The organism is Mesorhizobium sp. M2A.F.Ca.ET.067.02.1.1 (assembly GCF_004023285.1).
Lineage (GTDB): Bacteria > Pseudomonadota > Alphaproteobacteria > Rhizobiales > Rhizobiaceae > Mesorhizobium.
The window spans coordinates 1-2,562 of sequence record NZ_RZSB01000809.1; the positions used below are offsets into that span (position 1 = coordinate 1).

The 2,562-nt window shown below is 63.6% G+C and carries 4 protein-coding genes; 2 read left to right on the plus strand and 2 right to left on the minus strand.

The features are described from left to right. Nucleotides 1-427, plus strand: a 427-nt coding sequence (locus tag EOA28_RS32100) for a tetratricopeptide repeat protein (protein WP_128315675.1), incomplete at its 5' end; no start/stop codon positions are given. Nucleotides 428-477: 50 nt separating this feature from the next. Here the strand turns inward: EOA28_RS32100 and EOA28_RS32105 are convergent. Then, the gene (locus tag EOA28_RS32105) at nt 478-939 is read right to left on the minus strand and encodes a GNAT family N-acetyltransferase (RefSeq protein WP_126078603.1); all 462 of its coding nucleotides are present in this window, start codon (nt 937-939) and stop codon (nt 478-480) included. Nucleotides 940-1,131: 192 nt separating this feature from the next. Here EOA28_RS32105 and EOA28_RS32110 point away from each other — a divergent pair, with 192 nt between their 5' ends. Next, nucleotides 1,132-2,055 carry a glycine--tRNA ligase subunit alpha gene (locus EOA28_RS32110; RefSeq protein WP_189341644.1) on the plus strand — a complete coding sequence of 308 codons (924 nt, stop codon included), beginning with the start codon at nt 1,132-1,134 and terminating at the stop codon, nt 2,053-2,055. A gap of 96 nt (nt 2,056-2,151) precedes the next feature. On the opposite strand, the gene EOA28_RS32115 is transcribed toward EOA28_RS32110, so the two are convergent. Further along, nucleotides 2,152-2,334, minus strand: coding sequence for a hypothetical protein (locus EOA28_RS32115; protein ID WP_127251910.1), 183 nt, complete (start codon nt 2,332-2,334; stop codon nt 2,152-2,154). Nucleotides 2,335-2,562: the final 228 nt, after the last annotated feature.

The following is a 2,562-nucleotide window of genomic DNA, read 5'->3' on the forward strand; positions in this document are numbered from 1 at the left end:
GCCGCAGGTCATGAACTATCTCGGCTATTCCTGGGTCGATATGAACATGAACCTCAAGGAAGGCCTGGCGATGATCCAGAAGGCCGTGGATCTGCGGCCGAACGACGGCTACATCGTCGATTCGCTGGGCTGGGCCTATTTCCGCATGGGCCGCTTCGACGACGCCGTGCGCGAGATGGAGCGCGCCGTCTCGCTGAAGCCGGAAGATCCCGTCCTCAACGACCATCTCGGCGACGCTTACTGGCGTGTCGGCCGCAAGCTCGAGGCCACCTATCAGTGGACCCAGGCGCGCGACCTGAAGCCGGACCCGGATGTGCTCGCCACCCTGCAGCAGAAGCTGCTCAAGGGCCTGCCGCCGATCGAATCCAACACCGCGCAGGAAACCCCGAAGGTGAAGCCGGATCCGACGCCCGCGCCGAAGGGCTGAGCGGTGTGCTATTGATTTCTGGCGGGGCCCTTCGGGGCCCCGCGGCATTTTCAGAACATCTTTCTGTACACCACGAACCCGGACTTCTCGGCGACCTTGTCGTAGAGCTGCATCGCCGCGTGGTTCGTCTCATGCGTCAGCCAGTAGACGCGGTTCGCGCCCGCTTCACGGGCGCGTTCGTAGACGTCTTCGATCAGCGCCCTGCCGACGCCCTGGCCGCGCGCGGCCTGCGTGGTGAAGAGATCCTGCAGATAGCAGCTCGGCGCGATCGACGTCGTGGAGCGGTGATAGAGATAGTGGACCAGGCCGAGCAGACTGCCTTCGCGCTCGGCCACCAGCGCATGCACCGGCTCATAGGCGTCGAAGAAGCGCGACCAGGTCATCTGCGTGATCTCGCCGGCAAGCGCCGTCGGGCCGGAGCGTCCGTAGAACGCGTTGTAGCCGTCCCAGAGCGGCAGCCATTGCTCGTAATCCTGCCTTGTGACGGGGCGGACGGCAAGTTGACCAGACATGGCGAAACCTCTGTCGTTGACGTGGAACGGAGCAAACCGCGGCCGCCGCTCGACGGCAATGGGCCAGCCTGCCGCAAAGCTTTCCGCCTTGCCGGACGCGAGCCACCGCCTTGACGCTCGCCGGCCCGGCAACTAGGGAAGCGTCATCCTGCGCTTTCCGAGGCCGCCGTGACCATCGAGATCCCCGCCCATATGCATCCCAGCCGCTCCTTCCAGGGGCTGATCCTGACCTTGCACAATTACTGGGCGGACTATGGTTGCCTCATCCTGCAGCCCTACGACATGGAAGTCGGCGCCGGCACTTTCCATCCGGCGACGACCTTGCGAGCGCTGGGTCCGCTGCGCTGGAACGCCGCTTACGTGCAGCCCTCGCGCCGGCCGAAGGACGGCCGCTACGGCGAGAACCCGAACCGTCTGCAGCATTATTACCAATACCAGGTGATCCTGAAGCCCAATCCGCCGAACCTGCAGGAGCTCTATCTCGGCTCGCTGGAAGCGATCGGCGTCGATCCGCTGCTGCACGACATCCGCTTCGTCGAGGACGACTGGGAAAGCCCCACGCTTGGCGCCTGGGGCCTCGGCTGGGAATGCTGGTGCGACGGCATGGAAGTCTCGCAGTTCACCTACTTCCAGCAGGTCTGCGGCATCGAATGCGCGCCGGTGGCGGGCGAGCTGACCTACGGCCTGGAGCGGCTCGCCATGTATGTGCAGGGCGTCGACAATGTCTATGACCTGAATTTCAACGGCCGCGAAGGCGCCGAGAAGGTCACTTACGGCGATGTCTTCTTGCAGGCCGAGCAGGAATATTCGCGCCACAATTTCGAATTCGCCAACACCGCGATGTTGCTGAGACACTTCGAGGACGCCGAGGCCGAGTGCAAGGCGCTGCTCGATGCCGGCACGCCCAAGCCGAGCGACAATCTTCCGATGCACCGGATGGTCTTTCCGGCCTACGACCAGTGCATCAAGGCAAGCCATGTCTTCAACCTGCTCGACGCACGCGGCGTGATCTCGGTCACTGAGCGCCAGAGCTATATCCTGCGCGTGCGCAACCTGGCTAAGGCGTGCGGCGAGGCGTTCCTGAAGACGAGGGCAGGCGGGCTGGCGGCGGCTTAGAGCAATTCCAGGAAAAGTGCGTAGCGGTTTTCCGTCCGGAATTGCGTCAAAACAAGATAGAGCGAATTCGCCGTTTCAGTGAAACGGCGGCTCGCTCTAAGCCGGTACGGCTTTCACGGTCTCGGCGGCGGCGCCGACCGGCAACACGACCTGCGCCGTTGCGCCATCGATCGTGCGTATGGCCTGCCTGACCCCCGGCATCGTGATCACGCCATGCATCTGCGCGGCGAAGCAGGCGCTGAGCGCCAGGATCTGCAGGGTTCTCGATGCCGTCTTCATCGTCGTTCAGCCAATAGGTCTCTGCCTGAGCGTTTGTCGCTTCAGCGCCGCGTCCGGTTCATGGGAAGGTCTGCTCCAAGGACGACCGACCCCGAGCCGTCCCGACAGTTGGCTGAAAAATTCCGTGAAATCGCTTGAAGAGGCGATCTCCTGGCGGGGTGACAGCGGCCGGCCGAGTTGCTATGCGCTCTTACCTCCCCCTTGATGGGGGAGGTAAGAGCGCATAGC

Excerpts from the sequence above, each read along its gene's own strand:
- EOA28_RS32115 (WP_127251910.1), bottom strand. The coding sequence starts at position 2,334 with ATGAAGACGGCATCGAGAACCCTGCAGATCCTGGCGCTCAGCGCCTGC.
- EOA28_RS32110 (WP_189341644.1), top strand. The coding sequence starts at position 1,132 with ATGCATCCCAGCCGCTCCTTCCAGGGGCTGATCCTGACCTTGCACAAT.
- EOA28_RS32105 (WP_126078603.1), bottom strand. The coding sequence starts at position 939 with ATGTCTGGTCAACTTGCCGTCCGCCCCGTCACAAGGCAGGATTACGAG.